Origin of the sequence: Dyella sedimenti (assembly GCF_022760995.1) — a bacterium.
GTDB classification, from domain to species: Bacteria; Pseudomonadota; Gammaproteobacteria; order Xanthomonadales; family Rhodanobacteraceae; genus Dyella; species Dyella sedimenti.
Window position 1 is genome coordinate 137,807 of sequence record NZ_JAKWJO010000005.1, and the last position, 16,237, is coordinate 154,043.

At 68.5% G+C, this 16,237-nt stretch carries 14 protein-coding genes; all 14 read right to left on the reverse strand.

Annotated features, from left to right (window positions below; translation table 11 throughout):
- Positions 1 to 34: 34 nt before the first annotated feature.
- Positions 35 to 481, reverse strand: coding sequence for an NfeD family protein (locus MJ605_RS12370; protein ID WP_243041829.1), 447 nt, complete (start codon positions 479 to 481; stop codon positions 35 to 37).
- Between the two features lie 13 nt (positions 482 to 494).
- The gene (locus MJ605_RS12375) at positions 495 to 1,457 is read right to left on the reverse strand and encodes an SPFH domain-containing protein (protein WP_243041830.1); all 963 of its coding nucleotides are present in this window, start codon (positions 1,455 to 1,457) and stop codon (positions 495 to 497) included.
- 66 nt (positions 1,458 to 1,523) lie between these two features.
- Positions 1,524 to 2,906: a sensor histidine kinase gene (locus MJ605_RS12380; RefSeq protein ID WP_243041831.1), complete on the reverse strand. Its 1,383-nt coding sequence runs from the start codon at positions 2,904 to 2,906 to the stop codon at positions 1,524 to 1,526.
- Between the two features lie 28 nt (positions 2,907 to 2,934).
- Positions 2,935 to 3,252: a hypothetical protein gene (locus MJ605_RS12385; protein ID WP_243041832.1), complete on the reverse strand. Its 318-nt coding sequence runs from the start codon at positions 3,250 to 3,252 to the stop codon at positions 2,935 to 2,937.
- 88 nt (positions 3,253 to 3,340) lie between these two features.
- Positions 3,341 to 4,678 carry a sigma-54-dependent transcriptional regulator gene (locus tag MJ605_RS12390; RefSeq protein WP_243041833.1) on the reverse strand — a complete coding sequence of 446 codons (1,338 nt, stop codon included), beginning with the start codon at positions 4,676 to 4,678 and terminating at the stop codon, positions 3,341 to 3,343.
- A gap of 143 nt (positions 4,679 to 4,821) precedes the next feature.
- On the reverse strand, positions 4,822 to 5,262 hold the full coding sequence (locus MJ605_RS12395; RefSeq protein ID WP_243041834.1) for a PDZ domain-containing protein: 441 nt from the start codon (positions 5,260 to 5,262) through the stop codon (positions 4,822 to 4,824).
- A 59-nt stretch (positions 5,263 to 5,321) separates the two neighbouring features.
- Positions 5,322 to 7,124 (reverse strand): DUF885 domain-containing protein, encoded by a 1,803-nt coding sequence (locus MJ605_RS12400; RefSeq protein WP_243041835.1) that lies wholly within the window; start codon positions 7,122 to 7,124, stop codon positions 5,322 to 5,324.
- A gap of 86 nt (positions 7,125 to 7,210) precedes the next feature.
- Positions 7,211 to 8,425 (reverse strand): ABC transporter permease, encoded by a 1,215-nt coding sequence (locus MJ605_RS12405; RefSeq protein ID WP_243041836.1) that lies wholly within the window; start codon positions 8,423 to 8,425, stop codon positions 7,211 to 7,213.
- A 50-nt stretch (positions 8,426 to 8,475) separates the two neighbouring features.
- Positions 8,476 to 9,801: an ABC transporter permease gene (locus MJ605_RS12410; RefSeq protein ID WP_243041837.1), complete on the reverse strand. Its 1,326-nt coding sequence runs from the start codon at positions 9,799 to 9,801 to the stop codon at positions 8,476 to 8,478.
- A 59-nt stretch (positions 9,802 to 9,860) separates the two neighbouring features.
- A complete protein-coding gene (locus tag MJ605_RS12415; RefSeq protein ID WP_243041838.1) occupies positions 9,861 to 11,084 on the reverse strand; it encodes an ABC transporter permease in 1,224 nt (407 codons plus the stop codon).
- 17 nt (positions 11,085 to 11,101) lie between these two features.
- Entirely contained in the window at positions 11,102 to 12,406 is a 1,305-nt protein-coding gene (locus MJ605_RS12420; RefSeq protein ID WP_243041839.1) for an ABC transporter permease, read from the reverse strand.
- Positions 12,407 to 12,435: 29 nt separating this feature from the next.
- The gene (locus MJ605_RS12425; RefSeq protein WP_243041840.1) at positions 12,436 to 13,665 is read right to left on the reverse strand and encodes an ABC transporter permease; all 1,230 of its coding nucleotides are present in this window, start codon (positions 13,663 to 13,665) and stop codon (positions 12,436 to 12,438) included.
- A 14-nt stretch (positions 13,666 to 13,679) separates the two neighbouring features.
- The gene (locus MJ605_RS12430; protein ID WP_243041981.1) at positions 13,680 to 14,993 is read right to left on the reverse strand and encodes an ABC transporter permease; all 1,314 of its coding nucleotides are present in this window, start codon (positions 14,991 to 14,993) and stop codon (positions 13,680 to 13,682) included.
- A 5-nt stretch (positions 14,994 to 14,998) separates the two neighbouring features.
- On the reverse strand, positions 14,999 to 16,231 hold the full coding sequence (locus MJ605_RS12435) for an ABC transporter permease (RefSeq protein ID WP_243041841.1): 1,233 nt from the start codon (positions 16,229 to 16,231) through the stop codon (positions 14,999 to 15,001).
- Positions 16,232 to 16,237: the final 6 nt, after the last annotated feature.

The window sequence follows — 16,237 nt, forward strand, 5'->3', positions numbered from 1 at the left end:
GTGTCAGGGTTTGGGGCGCCACGCGCCAATCCCCCTACTCCACCGCCCTCACCAGCAACGTCGTCCCGTCCACTCCCACCACCTCCACCGCGCTCCCCGCCGGCAGGTCCGGCCCGCGGACCAGCCACAGGCTGTCGCCGACCTTGGCCTTGCCGCGGCCGTTGACGATGGCCTCGGCCAGTACGTAGCGCTGGCCGATGTTCTGCTCGCCGCGGCGGTTGAGCCGGGTGTCGCCGGGCTCGTCGCGCATCAGGCGGGGGCGCAGGCCGTACCAGTAGGCCGCGCAGGAGAGGAAGGTCAGCACGACAAAGACCAGGGCCTGGCTGAGCATGGACAAGCCTGGGATCACCAGCACCACCAGCCCGGTGGCGCCCGCGGCGATGCCGATCCATAGCATGAAGTAGCCGGGCAGGATCACCTCCACGGCAATCAGCACCAGGGCCAGGATCCACCACCAGTAGTGCAACGCGATCTGTTCCATCGTGTGGCTCCGCTCAGCCCACCGGCGGCGGCACGCGGCGGCCGCTGCCGCCGCCCGGCCCCTGCTGTTGCTGGCCCAGCGATTCCTTGGCCAGTTCGGCGATGCCCGCCAGGGAACCGAGAATGCCGGTGGCCTCCATCGGCAGCAGCAGCATCTTCTGGTTGGGCGAGTTGGCCATCTCCTTCAGGGCCTCGACGTACTTGTTGGCGACGAAGTAGTTCAGCGCGTTGACGTTGCCGTTGGCGATCGCCTCGGACACCATCGCGGTCGCCTTGGCCTCGGCCTCGGCCGAACGCTCGCGGGCCTCGGCGGCGCGGAACGCGGCCTCCTTTTCGCCCTCGGCGGCCAGGATCACCGATTGCTTCTCGCCTTCGGCCTTGAGGATCGCCGCCTGGCGGAAGCCTTCGGCCTCCAGGATGTTGGCGCGCTTCTCGCGCTCGGCCTTCATCTGGCGCGCCATCGAATCGACCAGGTCGCGCGGCGGCGCGATGTCCTTGATCTCGATGCGGTTGACCTTGACGCCCCAGGGGTGGGTGGCTTCGTCGACCACCTTCAACAGCTTGGCGTTGATGGCATCACGCTGGCTCAGCGACTCGTCCAGGTCCATCGAGCCGAGCACGGTGCGGATATTGGTCATGATGAGCGCCAGCGCAGCCTGTTCGAGGTTGGCCACCTCGTAGGCGGCCTTGGCCGCATCCAGCACCTGGTAGAACACCACGCCGTCCACGCGCACCACGGCGTTGTCCTTGGTGATGACGTCCTGCGAGGGCACGTCCAGCACCTGCTCCATCATGTTCATCTTGCGGCCGATGCCGTAGATGAACGGCACCAGGAAATGCAGGCCCGGGGTGAGCGTGCGGGTGTAGCGGCCGAAACGTTCCACCGTCCATTCGTAGCCCTGCGGCACCATGCGCACCAGCTTGATCAGCACGATCACCGCCACCGCCACCACGACCAACGCCAGCAACTGCCCCATGGTCCGTCTCCACATCCTTGAAAGGTGCCTGGAGTATAGGCGAGGCGCGTTACGCCGATATTTGTCCTAGCGCGGGGCCAGCGGCAGCATCAGGCTGACCCGCAGGCCGCCTTCCTCGCGATTGGCCAGCGCGATGCGCCCGCCGTGCGCCTCCACGATCTCGCGCGCCAGCGCAAGGCCCAGGCCGGTGCCGGAGCGCTTGGTGGAATAGAACGGCAGCAGCGCCTGCGCCAGCACGGTTTCACTCATGCCGGGACCGCGGTCGGCCACCTCGATGCGCAGGTCGCGGCCGATGACGGCCAGCGACAGGGTGACCTCGTCATCCGCGCTGCCCGATTCGTGGGCGTTCTTGATCAGGTTGATAAGCACCTGCTCGATCTGCGCGGCGTCGAACCAGCCCGGCTGCTCGGGCATCGAGCCGCGCAGCTGGAACTGGCAATGCAGCGACAGGCTGTCCAGGAACGGCTGCCAGACGATCGACATGGGTTGCGGCGCCGGCAGCTTGGCAAAGTTGGCGTAGCCGGCGATAAACCCGTGCAGGTGGCGGGCGCGTTCGCCGATGGTGGCGAACACGCCGGGCAGGCGGCCGGTATCGCCGCGCCGGGCCAGCTCGGCGCCCGAATGCGCCAGCGAGGAAATCGGCGCCAGCGAGTTGTTGAGCTCGTGGCTGATCACGCGGATGACGCGCTTCCAGGTCGCCACCTCCTGCCGCGACAGCTCGCGCGTCATGCGGCGGAACAGCTGCAGCCGGTGCGGCCGTCCCTGCAGGCGGAAGCTGCGCTGGGACAGGTGGAAGGTCTCCTCGCTGCCTTCCATCTCCACCGTCAGCAACGCGTCCTCGCCGCCCTCCACCGCGCGGCGCAGCGCCTCCGGGCTGCCGCCAAGCAGTTCGAGGAAGGTGAGGCCATGCAGGCTGCGCCCTTCGTTGAACAAGTGGCGCGCGGCGATGTTGGCGTAGGTGACGCGCCCGCTGGCGTCGGTGAGCACCAGCGCCACCGGCGTGTTCTGCACCACCGTATCGAGCAGCAGCTCGCGCTGGGCCAGGTGCTGGCGCTGCTCGCGCAGGGTCTGGCCCAGTTCGTTGTGCATGCGGATCAGCTTGCCCAGCTCGTCGCGCCGGTGAGCGGCGATGGAAAAACTGAAATCGCCGTCGCGGTAGCTGGCCACGGCGCCTTCCAGCGCGCGCAGCAGCCGCGTGATGGGCGACATCACGCGATGGCCCAGCCACAGCGACAGCGGCAACAGCAGCGCCAGCGAGACCAGCAGCCCGCCGTAGAAGCTGAAGTGCGCGGGCGCGCCCAGGCCGATGCCCAGGTCCTGCCGCAGCCATACCAGCACCTGCGGCAACGGCCACTGGGTGACGCCGGCATAGATGAGCGCACCGGACAACCCGGCGAAGCCCAGCAATAGCACCATGCGCGATTCGAGCGAACGCAGGCCGGACAGCATCAAGGCCCTCCCCCGCCGGAAGGGCGCCTCAATGGCACGCGCCCAGCGGCCCCATCGGCGCGCAATTGACGTGGGGACCGTGGCCGTTGTTGATGATGACGCGGACCGGCGACTGGTCGGGCGGCGCCGGATCCTTGGCGGGCGCCTCGTTGAAGTTGAAGCGCTGGGCCTGGCTGGCCGCCGCGCTCAACGGATCGTGGTAGGCGCCCGCGCTGCTGCCGGACGCCGGCGCCGCCGTGACCGGCAGCCAGCGGTCGCCGGCCTGGGCCGGCGGCGGAGCGACGGTCTGCGCCGCCGCGCTGGCGCACAGCAGGCTGGTGGCAAGCAGCAGGTGGCGGTAGCCCATGGGACGACTCCAGCGGCACGACGGACATCATCCTCGCCATGGGCCGCGGCGGCAATCATGACCGATGGCCAGGCATGCATGGCACCGGTCAGGTCTGGGCCAGCCCATAGCGCTCCATGCGGCGATACAGCGCCTGGCGCGACAGGCCCAGCGACTGGGCGGCGCGGCTGACCACGCCGCCGGCCTTGTCAAGCGCGGCCTCCACCGTCTCGCGGCTGGGTTCGTCCAGGTTGCGCGCGGCCGCCGGCGCCAGTGGCGGCAGGTTGAGCTGCTCGGGCGCGATGCGGCCGTTGGCGGCCAGCAGGGCCGCGCGCTCGATCGCGTTCTTCAGCTCGCGCACGTTGCCCGGCCACGCATAGGCCAGCAGCGCCTCGCGCGCGGCGTCGGTGAGCTCGGCGCGGCCGCCAAGGAAGTGCTCGGCCAGCGGCAGGATGTCGTCCACGCGCTCGGCCAGCGGCGGCAGATTCACCTCGATCACGTTCAGGCGGTAGTAGAGGTCCTCGCGGAAGGTGCCGGCGCGGATCATCGCCTTCAGGTCCGCATTGGTGGCGCTGAGCACGCGCACCTTCACGTGGCGCGTGCGGCCGGAGCCCAGCCGCTCGAACTGGCCGGTTTCCAGCACGCGCAGCAGCTTCACCTGGCCCGACAGCGGCAGGTTGCCGATCTCGTCGAGGAACAGCGTGCCGCCGTCGGCCAGCTCAAAGCGGCCCTCGCGCGCCTTGTTGGCGCCAGTGTAGGCACCGGCCTCGGCACCGAACAGCTCGGCCTCGATCAGCTCGCCGGGCAGCGCGCCGCAATTGACGGCGATGAAAGCGCCCCGCCTGGCCGCCGAGTTGGCGTGCACGATGGCCGCGATGCGCTCCTTGCCGGCGCCATTGGGGCCGGTGATAAGCACGGGCACGTCCGAACGCGCCACCTGGCAGGCCAGGTCCAGCGTGCGCGCCATGGCCTCGGAGGCGAACACCAGCCCATCCAGCTCGTAGCGGCGCTGCAGGTCCTCGCGGCGGCGGCGGCGCTCGTTGCGGGTGCGCGCCACCTCGCGGGTGGATTCGGACAGCTCCAGCAGGTTCTCCACCGTGGCCAGCAGCTTGGCGTCGTCCCACGGCTTGGCGAGATAGTCGGCGGCGCCCGCCTTGACCAGTTCCACCGCGGTTTCCAGGTGGGTCCAGGCGGTCAGCAGGATCACCGGCAGGTCGGCGTGGCGCTGGCGGATGGCGCGGAACAGCGCGATGCCCTCCTCGCCCGAGGTGGTGTCGGCGGTGAAGTTCATGTCCTGGATCACCACGTCGACCTGCTCGCACTCGAGCATGGCCAGTCCCTGCTCGGGCGTCAGCGCGGTCAGAGGGCGGATTTCATGGAGCGACAAGGCCAGGGAGAGCGCCTCGCCCACGGCTGGGTTGTCGTCGATGATCAGTACGGTTCGCATGCGTCGCTTGCACATGTAGGCATGGATGCATCTCCACGCCAAAAGGTTGCCATCTTTTTTGCGGCCGGTGTCATTGGTAACGGTTCAAGGCCTTCGCATGGCTGGGAGGGGGGGCTGCGATCACCCGGAGACCTTGCACACGCTCAGCCGCCAGCGAGTGGCACGGGCGGCACCGGCGAGACGGGTGTCACCGGCGGCGCGGGCGGATCCTCGTGCAGCAGGTGGCGGCGGGCCTCGCCGGGCAATGCCAGGCTGCGCTCGGCGCCAGCGCGCCGCACCTTGAGCGGCACCGGGGAATCGCCGTGGGCGCGCAGCGCGACCATCAGCCCGGCCACGTCGTGCAGCACCCTGCCGTCGGCCTCCAGGATCACGTCGTCCTTGGCCAGCCCCCACAATCCGGCCGGCATCAGGTTCTTCACGTCGACGCCGCCCGCCTTGTCGGTGGACAGGTGCAGGCTCTCGCCGCCGCTGTGCCAGCGCAGCGTATTGTCGGAAATCCAGGCGAACCAGCCATCCGCACGGGCGCCGGCGAACGGCAGCAGCAATGCCAGGGCCAGCAGCAGTGTCTTGGACAATCGCGACACGGCGTTCTCCTCATCGGTGGGGCGCGCGCCGCCTCGGCGGCACGCGCGTGATGGCCTCATCAACCGGCCTTCGGATGCGCCGGCACCTTGCCCGCCTTCACCGCGGCGATCCAGGCGTCGGTGCGCGCTTCCAGCACGTCCAGCGGCAGCGCGCCGCCGCCGAGGATCTCGTCGTGGAAGGCGCGGATGTCGAACTGCTCGCCCAGCGCCTTCTTCGCGCGCTCGCGCAGCTCCAGGATCTTCAGCTGGCCCATCTTGTAGGCCAGCGCCTGGCCCGGCCAGGTGACGTAGCGGTCGGTTTCGGCCTGCACGTCCGGCTCGTCCTCGCTGGAGTGGGCGTGGAAGAAGTCCACCATCTGCTGGCGCGTCCAGTGCTTGTAGTGCACGCCGGTATCGAGCACCAGGCGGTCGGCGCGCAGCAGTTCGTCGGACAGGCGGCCGTAGTCGGACAGCGGGTCCTTGTAGAAGCCGATGTCCTTGCCCAGCCGCTCGGCGTACAGCGCCCAGCCTTCCACGTAGGCGGTGTAGCCGGCCTGCTGGCGGAACGGCGGCAGCTTGGGCAGGGTCTGCGCGATGGAGATCTGCATGTGGTGGCCGGGGATGCCCTCGTGGTACGCGGTGGACTCGATGGTCAGCACGCTGCGGTTGGCGAAGTCGCCGGTGTTGACGAAGATCTGTCCGGGACGCGAACCATCCGGCGTGCCCTGGTGGTATTCGGCGGCGGCGGCCTCCTTCTCGCGAAACGCCTCCACCGGCACCACCTGCACCTTGGTCTTGGGCAGCAGGCCGAACAGCTTGGGCAGCTCCGGCTGCATGCCGGCGATGTAGCCGCGGTAGCGGTCGAGGATGTCCTCGCGCGACTTGGCGTGGGTGCGCGGATCGTTCTTCAGCGCGGCGCGGAAGCTGGCCAGGTCGGCGTAGCCCTGCGCCTTGGCGATGGCGGTCATCTCGCCCTCGATGCGCTTGACCTCGGCCAGGCCCAGCTCGTGGATGCGCTCGGGCGTCTCGCGGGTGGTGGTCATCTGCTCGACGTCGAAGCGGTAGATCGCATCGCCATTGGGCAGCTGCCACACGCCCGGCTCGCTGCGACCGTGCGGGGCGTAGTCCTTGGCCACGAACTCGCCGAGCTTGCGGTAGGCCGGGCGCACGTCCTGGTCGATGGCGGCGAGGATGGCGTCATGCAGGCGCTTCTGCTCAGCCGCCGGCACGCTCTTGGGGAAATGCTTGAGCGGCTCGGCGAACACGCTGTCCATGCCGGCCGGCTTGGCGATGCTGTCGATCTGCGTGACCACCTTCTCCAGCAGGTACTTCGGCGGCATCATGCCGTCCTTCTCGCCCTGCCGGGCCAGCTCGACCACCTGGTCCATCAGCCTGGGCACCGCCTTCAGGCGCGCCAGGTAGTCGTCGTATTCCTTGGCATTGTCGAACGGGATGGAGCTGACGAAGCCGGCCAGCGCCAAGTGCACGCCGTTCATCTGGTCCAGCGGCATCTCGTCGATCTTCAGCTCGTGCGCCTTCAGCGCATCCTGCAATTGGCGGACCATCAGCTGCTGGTTGAGCTTGTCCTCGTCGGGGAAGCCGGTGGTATCGATGGCCTGGAAGCGCTTGAGGAAATCCTGCGTCTTGGCGTACTCGGCCTGCGAATGCGCCAGCGAGGCATCGCTCCAGCGGTCGTTGTAGCGCAGGTCGCCGAGGATGGTGGCGAACTCCGGCTGGTTTTCCAGCCCGTGCTGCCACTGCTCGGCCAGCAGGTCGTTGAGCGCCTTCACACGCGTGGCGACATCCGGCGTGGCGGCCTGGGCCGACACGGCGCAGGCCGCCGCCAGCAGGCCCGACACGAGCATTCGCGGTCCGATCTTCATGCATGCACCCCTTGGGTTGAGATAGGCCCTATTCTGCACGGACCGCGGCCCGGCACCCGTGCCGAACCGCATGCCTGGCCATCTGGCTAGACCGACCGCGTCGCCACCACCGGCGGCACCGCCGCCGCGCGCCGGGCCGGCGCCAGCACGGCCAGTTGGCCCAGTACCCATAGCGCCAGCGCGCCGACCGGCAGGTAGTACAGCGGCAGCCGTGGCAGCTCATAGAACTTCATCAGCACCAGGTTCAGGGCAAAGGCCATGGCCATGCCCACGACGATACCGCCGCTGACGATCAGGAAGTTCTCGGTCTGGAAGTAGCGCAGGATGTCGTGCCGCGTCGCGCCGATGGCGCGGCGGATGCCGATCTGCTTGCGCCGCTGCTGCACCCAGAAGCTGGCCAGGCCGACGATGCCCAGCGCGGTGACCAGCAGCAGCGCAACGATCACCCCGGCCAGCAGGCCGGCCATCGCGCGGTCGCGTTCGAAGTAGTCACGGCGAAAATCGCTGACGGTCTTGCTGCCGGCGTGGTCGTACACCACGTCCGGCGCCGCCTTGGCGACCGCCGCCGGGGCATCGCGGAGAATGCGCGGCAGCTCCCTGGGATCGGCGCGCAGCAGGTAGGTGCCGTTGAGGAAGCGCCCCGGCATCGCCGGCACGAAGGCCGCCCATTCCGCGCTGGCCACACCCCGGCTGCCCGGCTGGGCGATGGGCAGGTGGTCGACCATGCCGATCACGCGGAAGTGGAACTTGTCGCACCAGAATTCCTTGCCCAGCGGACTCTCGCCCGGCCACAGGTGCTCGGCCAGCGCCTTGCTGACCACCGTGCGCGCCTCGGTGGGAAACCAGCTGTCGAGCGGCTGGTAGTCCGCGGCCTGCGGCCAGGCGCCCGCGATCAGTTTCAGGCCCAGCGCCTGCACGCTGCCCGGGCCGCCCACGTAGACGTCGATCACCCCGCCGAAGGATTGCCCGGCCTGGTCCTTGGTGATGCCGACCGCGCCAGCCTGCGATCCGAACGGCACGGTGCTGACGACATCGACCGACTGCACGCCGGCGATGCCGCGCAGCCCGGCGACGACGCGCGCATTGACGTCCGGCCCTTGCGCGTCGTCATAGCCCGTCACGGCGACCAGCGCGAGCGAAGGCTCGTCCACGCCGCTGACGATATGCATGTTGGCCAGCCGGCCGGCGATGAGGAAGCAGGCGTTGCACAGCACCGCGCAGGCCAGCGCGATTTCCAGCGCGATCAGCGCGGTGGCCAGCCGGTGCTTGCGCAAGGCGACGAGGATGGGTTTGATCTGCATGGCGACATGGCCCCCTATCGAAACGAATGGCGTGGAAAACCGCCGGCGCGTCATAGCGCCTTCAGCTGCAATCCCGGCGCGATGCGGCTGGCGCGTACCGCCGGCAACAGGCCGGCCAGCACGCTGACCGCCACCGCCAAGGCAAAGGTGGCGAGGAACATGGTGGTGTCCAGGTAAGCCATGTCGGCATAGGCCGCCGGCTGGCGGCGCACCAGCCACAGCCCGGCCAGGGTGAGCAGCCAGCCACCGATGCCGCCGAGCAGGCCGACCATCCCTGCCTCCATCAGGCATTGCGCGAAGATCGCCAGGCGCGAGGCGCCCAGCGCTCGGCGCACGCCGATCTCGCCGCTGCGACGCAGGAACTTCGCCAACAGCAGCCCTACCGTGTTGAACAGGCAGATGGCGAGGAAGGCGAAGGCCAGCCAGGTCTGCAGGCGCACGTCGCTGGGCACCACGCCATTGAAGTCCAGCCATTGCATCAGGCTGCGCAGGCGCGTGTTGCCGGCCACGGTGAAGCGCCCCAGGGCCTTCTGCTGCGCGGCGTAGTCGGCGAGGAAGCGACGGTAGCCGGCCACCTTGCCGCCATCGCCGAGCTCCACCCACAGCCTGATCCAGTTGCAGGGCGCGTTCTGCAGGTGTCCGGGCGTGCTGGGGATGCCCCAGCAGTTGAACTGCTGGAAGTTGCCGTCGTTGATCTCCAGCCCGGTGAAGAACGGCGTCATCACGTCCTCCGCCTTGCCGTAGAAATCGGCCGTGTCGCCGTTGCTGAAACGCCCGCCCGCCACGGCATAGAACAGCGGCGAAGGCCGCCATGGCTTGAGCACGCCGACGATGCGCACGTCGCTCTCGCGCAGGCGCAGCGTGCGGCCCACGCTGTCGGCGCCGCCGAACAACCTGAGGTTGAGGTCGGCGGAAATCACCGCCACCCGCGCATGCCGGGCATCGTCGTCCGCGCTCCAGCCACCGCCGTACTGGAACGGCACGTCGAACATGGGAAAGAAATCGGTGGTAGTGGACAGCATCGTCGCCATCAGCGGCGGCAGGTTCACGTCCGGCGCGTGCAGCTTGAGCCGGCTGTCCACTACCAAGGCCTGGCGGTCGGCGCGGCGCGCGCTCCACAGGTCGGTTGCCGAGTGGTAGTCCAGCATGTCCGGCGGCTCGCGCTGGCCTTCCTTGTCGGTGATGTCCGGATCGACCTGCGCATAGAAGATGCGCTGGCTGCGGCCCGGCAGCGGGTCGCCCGACAACAGGTGCATCACCGTCAGCGTGGTCATGCACGCGCCGATGCCCACGGCGATCGCCAGCACCATCAGCGCGGTGAGCGCCTTGTTGCGCTTGAGGCTGCGCAGGGCCAGGTCAAGGTAGTAGCCGAACATCCATCGATCCCCTTCGATTGCATTTGCCTGCCCCGCTCCCGACAAGGGAGCGGAGCACCTCACACCGACCGCGTGGCCACCACCGGCGGTACCGCCGCCGCGCGCAGGGCCGGGCCGAGCACGGCCAGCTGGCCGATCAGCCACAACAGCAGCGCACCCACCGGGAAATAGCTCGCGGGCAGGCGCGGCAGCTCGTAGTGCGCCATCAGCAGCAGGTTGATGCCGTAGGCCAGCAGCATGCCCAGCGCGATGCCGATGGTGGCGAGCAGGAAGTTCTCGGTCTGGAAGTAGTGCAGGATGTTGCGGCGAGTGGCGCCCAGCGCGCGACGCACGCCGATCTGCTTGCGCCGCTGGGCCACCCAGAAGCTGCCCAGGCCGACGATGCCCAGCGCGGTGACCACCAGCAGCGCCACGCACACGCCCGCCAGCAGGCCCGCCATGGCGCGGTCGTCCTGGAAGTAGTTGTGGCGCATGTCGTCGAAGATGTGCTTCTTGAGCACCACGCGGTGCGGATTGATCTGCTTGAGCTTGTCCAGCGCGGCGGCCAGCACGCGCTCGCGGTCCTGTGGCGAAGCGGTGCGCAGCAGGTACTCGCCCTGGCTTACGCGGATGGGCAGGACCATGCTGTAGCTGGCGGTAGCGTCGTCCCAGATCGACGGGCGGACCAGCTCCTTGACCACGCCCACCACGTTCACCGGGTCGTCGGAAAGGTAGATCTGCTTGCCCAGCGCGGACTGCCCCGGCCACAGCCGCTCGGCCAGCTTCTGCGTGATCACCACCACGTGGGGCGTCATGCGGTTGTCCTTGGCCGCCGCGGCGCGCACCACGTCGTCGAAATCCATGTACTCGTCCGGCAGCAGGTCACGGCCGGCCACCAGTTGCGCTCCCAGCGTCCGCACGAGGTTCTCGCCATAGTAGGTGGTGGCGTTGAGCGTGGACGTGTGCTGCTTGGGATCGAGCTTGATGCCGGTGTTCCAGGAGGAGCCTCCGAACGGCACCTGGTTGACCGAGGCCACCTCGGCCACGCCGGGAATCTGCCGCAGCGCGGCGAGGTCCTCCTGCGTGCGCGCCTTGCCGTCGCTGGTGGCGCCGATGTTCGCCAGCATGGCGTGCAGCAGCCGGTGCTCGTCCACGCCACTTGGCATGGCCATGCGGTCGAGCCGCTGGCTGATGATGAACACCGCGTTGCACACGATGGCACAGGTGAGCGCGATCTCCAGGATCACCAGGAAGGCGGTGATCTTGTGGCGGCGCAAGGTGGAAAGAATGGGCAGGATATCCATGGAATAGTCTCGCCTCCTCACTGGCTCTTCAGTTGCAGCGCGGGGGTGATCTGGCAAGCACGCCAGGCGGGCAGCAGGCCCGCCAGCAGGGTCGAGCCGACCGCCAGCAGGAAGGTGGCCAGCAGCATCGTCATGTCCAGGTGCGCCAGCGCCGCGTAGTCCGACGGCTGCCGCCGCACCAGCCACAGTCCGCCGAAGGCCAGCAGCAGGCCGCATACGCCGCCGGCCAGGCCGACCACGCCCGATTCCACCAGCAGCTGCGCGAACACCTCGCGCCGGGAGGCGCCCAGCGCGCGGCGCACGCCGAGCTCGCCGGCACGGCGCAGGAACTTGGCCAGCATCAGGCCCACCGTGTTGACCAGGCATACCAGCAGGAAGCCCAGCGCCAGCCAGGCCTGCAGGCGCACATCGCCCGGCACCACCTTGTTGATGTCCAGCCATTCCATCAGCCCGGACAGGCGTACGTTGACGGGACGCTGGAAGCGTCCCAGCGCCTTCTGCTCGCGCGAATAGTTGGCCAGGAACGCCTTGTAGTCGGCCACCTTGGCCGGGCTGTCCAGTTGCACCCAGAACTGCAGCCACACGCAGGGCGCGTTTTCCAGGTTGCTTTCGTCGCCGCCGCCGTTGCCCCAGCAATCCATCGAGCCGTTGCGGTCCAGCTGGAGCTGGCGCGCCGTGGCCAGCGGCAAGAAAACGTCCTCGGAGGAGGCGTAGTTGCCCATGTTCACGTCGTAGAAATGCGGATTGGGACGCCACTCGTCGAGCACGCCGACGATGCTGAAGGCGGTGTCCTTCATGCGCAGCGTCTGGCCGGTGCTGTCCTTGCCGCCGAACAGCTTGTCGTTGAGGCTGCGGCTGATCACCACCACCCGCGCCTTGCCTTCGTCGTCGGCCGCGCTCCAGCCATGTCCGTACAGGAACGGGGTCTGGAACATCGGAAAGAAATCGCTGCTGGTGTAGCGCGCATCGCTGTAGAAGGGGTCCAGCCCCGACTGCGCCGGCTGCACCGGTACCGCCCCGCCGGTCATCAGGGCCTGATGGTCGGCGCGCCGGGCGTGCAGCAGGTTCATGCCGTCGATCCAGGTGACCTGGCGTGGTGGCTCGCGGTCCGGCTCGTAGCCGTCCATGTCCTGCGGGTCGAGCTGCGGGTAGAACAGCGTGGCGCTGGCGCCGGGCAGGGGATCGCCCGACAGCACGTGCAGCACGGTCAGCGTGGTCATGCTGGCGCCGATGCCCAGCGCGATCGCCAGCACCATCAGCGCGGTGAGCATCTTGTTGCGCTTGAGGCTGCGCAGGGCCAGGTCCAGGTAATAGCCGAACATCAATGATTCTCCATGCATGCGCCGCACGCTCACACCGAGCGCGTGGCTTCCACCGGCGGTACCCGCGAGGCGCGCAGCGCCGGCGCCAGTACCGCTCCCTGTCCCAGCAACAGCAGCAACACCACCCCTGCCAGCACATAGGCCAGCGACAGCCGGTTCATCTCGAAGCGCACCACCAGCCACAGGTTCACCGCCACGGCGAGCAGCACGCCCAGCAGCGCGCCGCCGCAGCTGATCAGCAGGTTCTCGGTGAGGAAATAGCCCAGGATGTCGCGCCGGGTCGCGCCCAGCGCGCGGCGCACGCCGATCTGCTTGCGCCGCTGCCCTACCCAGAAGCTGGTCAGGCCCACGATGCCCGCCGCGGTGATCGCCAGCAGCACCACGCAGATCAGGCCCATCAGGATCGCCATGCCGCGGTCCCGCTCGTAGGCACGGTCGCGCACCTGGGCGAAGCTCAGCAGGCCGTCCTTGTCGCTGATGACGCGGCGGGGATTGATGGCGAACAGGGCCCTGGGCGTCTCGCGCATGGCGGCGTCGAGCTGGCCCGGACGGGCGCGCACGATGTAGTAGGCGCCCAGCGACACGGCCAGGCGGCGGGGCACGATCACCGAACGATGGGCAAAGGCGGCTGCCCAGCGCTCCACGCTCTGCGCCTGCAACTGATCGATGATGCCGACGATGGCGGTGGGCGAGCCTGCCAGGTAGATCGTCTTGCCCAACGCGTCGCCCGCCGGGAACAGCTTGTCGGCGAGCGCGCGGGTCACGATCACCACCGGCGGCGAGAGGCTGTAGCGCATGTCCATCGGCGCGACTTCCTCCGGGCGGAAATTCCGGCCGGCCACCAGTTTCACGCCCAGCGTGTCGATGAAATGCTCGTCGCCGAAATAAACGGTGGAGCCGGAGGTGTCCTGCAACTGGTCGGGCTTGAGCCGGATGCCGTCGTCCCAGCCGCTGCCGCGCAGCGGATAGGAATTGCTCGGCGTGACGTCCTGCACGCTGGCCAACTGCCGGATGGCGCGCAGGTCCTCCTGCATCCTGGCGTCGGCCTGGCTGGTGGAAAGCTTGCCTACCCATTCGTTCTGCACGACGAAGATGTCAGGCTCGTCGATGCCGGTCGGTTCGGACAGGTGCGCCAGCCGTTGCTGGATGATGAACAACGCATTGCACACGATGGCCAGCGTGAGCGCGATCTGCATCGCGATCAGCAGCGTGCCGGCCTTGTGCTGGCGCAGCGCGGAAAGAATCGGCTTGATCTGCATGGCGTCTCCCCCGCTCAGTTGGACTTGAGCTGCCAGGCGGGCTGCACCTGCGCCGCCCGCCAGGTCGGGTAGAAGGCCGCCAGCAACGTAGCCAGCACGGCTACCAGCAGGGTCAGCGCGACCAGCGAAAGATCGAGCGTGGCGAGCTTGGCGACAGCCGGCTCGAACACCAGGCCGACGCCCAGCATGCCCAGGCCGGTCAGCAGCACGCCCAGCAGGCCGCCGGCCAAGCCGACCATGCCGGCCTCGGCCAGGAACTGGCGGTAGATGTCGCCGCGCGCCGCGCCCAGCGCGCGGCGCACGCCGATCTCCGGCGCGCGCCGCATGAACTTGGCCAGCAGCAGGCCGATCGTGTTGACCAGGCAGATCACCAGGAAGCCCAGCGCCACGCTGAGCGCTATACGGCTTTCCGGCGGCACGGCGTGCTCGTAATCCAGCCACGCGGTCACGTCGCGCAGGCGGTTGTTCGGCGCCCAGGCGAAGCGGCCGGCACGGCGCTGGTCCTCGGCGTAGCCGTCCAGGAACTGGCGATAGGCCCGCACCTGCCCGGGCGTATCCAGTTGCACCCAGGCGCTGACCCACACGCATTCGCCGCGCAGCCAGCTGTCCCAGTCGTCGCCGCGCGCGCCCACGCTGCCGCAGCTGTTGCTGCCGTAGGTGTCGATCTTCTGCGCGATGGCATAGGTGAACGGGATATAGATCTGCGGCGCATCGCCGAAAGCGCCGTTGCTGAACATGTCGTAGAAACGCGGCACCGGGTTCCAGTCGTCGATCACACCGACAATGCGGTACTGGCGGTCGTCCATGGTGATCTCGCGCCCCACGCTGTTCGCCCCGCCGAACAGCTTCTGGTTCAACGCTCGGCCGATCACCACCACGGGCGCACGCGCCTCGTCCTCGCTGGCGCCCCAGGGCCGCCCGTACAGGAAGGGCACGTCGAACATCGGGAAGAAGTCGCCATGGGTGGCGTAGCCGACGGCCTTGAACGGCATTATCCGCGCGTTGTCGGGCATCACCGACAGGCCCACCATGAACAGCAGGGTCTGACGGGCCGCGCGGTGCGCGCGCATCAGCGCCATCGCATCGGTGTAGGTGAGCGCGTCGGGCGGCTCGCCGTGACGGTTGTACTGCGGGCCACGGTTGTCGATCTGCGGCGTGAAAAGCCGCGCCGACTTCTGGGGAATCGGGTCGCCCGAGACCGCGCGGAACACCGAGAAGGTCACCATCGAAGCCGCCACGCCGAAACCGATCGACATGATCATCAGTGCGGTGAGCAGCGGATTGCGCCGCAGGCTCGCCGCGCCCAGCTTCAGGTTGTGGACGAACATGCCGCTCATACCGACCTCGTCGCCTCCACCGGTGGCACGCGCGAGGCGCGCATCGCCGGCGCCAGTACCGCGCCCTGCCCCAGCAGCAGCAGCGCCACCACGCCCACCAGCACGTAGGCCAGCGACAGGCGCGCCATCTCGAACTGTGTCACCAGCCACAGGTTCATGCCGATGGCGAGCAGCGCGCCGATGGCCACGCCGGCCACGCCGATCAGCAGGTTTTCGGTGAGGAAGTACCCCAGGATGTCGCGCTGGGTCGCGCCCAGCGCGCGGCGCACGCCGATCTGCTTGCGCCGCTGCCCCACCCAGAAACTGGTGAGGCCCACGATGCCCGCCGCGGTGATCGCCAGCAGCACCAGGCATACCACGCCCATCAGGATCGCCATGCCGCGGTCGCCTTTGTAGGCGTACTCGCGCACCTGGGCAAACGTGCGCACGCCGCGCTCGGACGGGATCACGCGCATGCGGTTCACCTTCACCAGCGCCGCCGGCGCGGCCTTCAGCACGTCGGCCAGCTGGCCGGGCTTGGCGCGGATCAGGTAGTTGGTGAACGAACTGACCAATTGCACTGGCTGAATCAACGAGTTCTCGTAGAACGAGTCGGTCCACGTGCCGTTCCACGGTACCCCAAGACGCTCCACGATACCGACGATGGTGCTGGGACTCTTGGAATCGCCGATGTAGACCGGCTTGCCCAGCGCATGGCCCTCCGGATACAGCTTGTCGGCCAGCGCCTTGCTCACGATGATCGCGGCCGAATCGGGCAACGCCTGCGGATCGGCCTGCATGATTTCGTCGGCGCGGAAGTTGCGCCCTTCGAGCAGGTGCAGGCCCATCGTCCCCAGCGTGTGCTCGTCGCCGAAATACTGCGTGGTGTGCGCCTTGGAATTCTTCGCATCCACGTCGGTGCGCACGCCGGTGGACCAGCCGCCGCCACGCAGCGGATAGGAGTTGAGCGACACCACGTCCTGCACGCCCGGCAACTGGCGCAGAGCCTGCAGGTCGGCCTTGATCAGCGGCGACGTCTTGTTTTCCTCGGTGCCAACGAAGCGCGACTGGATCGCCATCAGGTCGGTTTCCACCATGCCCGTCGGGCGACGCACGCGCTCCAGCCGCTGGCCGATGATGAACAGCGCGTTGCAGACGATCGCCAGCGTCAGCGCGATCTGCAAGGCGATCAGGATGGTGCCGGCCTTATGGCGCCTGAGGGCGGCGAGGATGGGCTTGATCTGCAGCATCTCTGT

Excerpts from the sequence above, each read along its gene's own strand:
- MJ605_RS12380 (WP_243041831.1), bottom strand. The coding sequence starts at position 2,906 with ATGCTGTCCGGCCTGCGTTCGCTCGAATCGCGCATGGTGCTATTGCTG.
- MJ605_RS12420 (WP_243041839.1), bottom strand. The coding sequence starts at position 12,406 with ATGTTCGGCTATTACCTGGACCTGGCCCTGCGCAGCCTCAAGCGCAAC.
- MJ605_RS12400 (WP_243041835.1), bottom strand. The coding sequence starts at position 7,124 with ATGAAGATCGGACCGCGAATGCTCGTGTCGGGCCTGCTGGCGGCGGCC.
- MJ605_RS12415 (WP_243041838.1), bottom strand. The coding sequence starts at position 11,084 with ATGGATATCCTGCCCATTCTTTCCACCTTGCGCCGCCACAAGATCACC.
- MJ605_RS12405 (WP_243041836.1), bottom strand. The coding sequence starts at position 8,425 with ATGCAGATCAAACCCATCCTCGTCGCCTTGCGCAAGCACCGGCTGGCC.
- MJ605_RS12425 (WP_243041840.1), bottom strand. The coding sequence starts at position 13,665 with ATGCAGATCAAGCCGATTCTTTCCGCGCTGCGCCAGCACAAGGCCGGC.
- MJ605_RS12430 (WP_243041981.1), bottom strand. The coding sequence starts at position 14,993 with ATGTTCGTCCACAACCTGAAGCTGGGCGCGGCGAGCCTGCGGCGCAAT.
- MJ605_RS12435 (WP_243041841.1), bottom strand. The coding sequence starts at position 16,231 with ATGCTGCAGATCAAGCCCATCCTCGCCGCCCTCAGGCGCCATAAGGCC.
- MJ605_RS12375 (WP_243041830.1), bottom strand. The coding sequence starts at position 1,457 with ATGGGGCAGTTGCTGGCGTTGGTCGTGGTGGCGGTGGCGGTGATCGTG.
- MJ605_RS12410 (WP_243041837.1), bottom strand. The coding sequence starts at position 9,801 with ATGTTCGGCTACTACCTTGACCTGGCCCTGCGCAGCCTCAAGCGCAAC.
- MJ605_RS12370 (WP_243041829.1), bottom strand. The coding sequence starts at position 481 with ATGGAACAGATCGCGTTGCACTACTGGTGGTGGATCCTGGCCCTGGTG.
- MJ605_RS12390 (WP_243041833.1), bottom strand. The coding sequence starts at position 4,678 with ATGCGAACCGTACTGATCATCGACGACAACCCAGCCGTGGGCGAGGCG.
- MJ605_RS12385 (WP_243041832.1), bottom strand. The coding sequence starts at position 3,252 with ATGGGCTACCGCCACCTGCTGCTTGCCACCAGCCTGCTGTGCGCCAGC.